At 53.4% G+C, this 253-nt stretch carries 1 protein-coding gene; it reads right to left on the reverse strand.

The window, feature by feature from the left end:
• Nucleotides 1-55 precede the first annotated feature (55 nt).
• Complete coding sequence (locus ACRXB1_RS37880; RefSeq protein WP_449494995.1) at nt 56-241, reverse strand: type IV toxin-antitoxin system AbiEi family antitoxin domain-containing protein; 186 nt, start codon at nt 239-241, stop codon at nt 56-58.
• Between the last annotated feature and the right edge of the window lie 12 nt (nt 242-253).

Below are 253 nucleotides of genomic sequence, written 5' to 3' on the forward strand. Positions count from 1 at the left end.
TTTTATAACCGGCAGCGCACACAGGAGCGTCTGGACTATCTGTCGCCGGCCGCTTTCACGCAGCGATTCCATTTGAGTAAAACCGCTGCTTAACCCGTTGGCGTCCACGGATTCCGACCGACCTCAGCTTGACCTTCACGCTTTGGCATCGATCAAGTAGCGCTTGCAGCCGTCGTGGAGCAAGATTGCTTAATCCTTCCATCAGCATGTCTGTCTGATGAAAACTTTCGTGGCCAGGCAGTTCATCGAGAAG

The organism is Caballeronia sp. M23-90 (assembly GCF_053574605.1).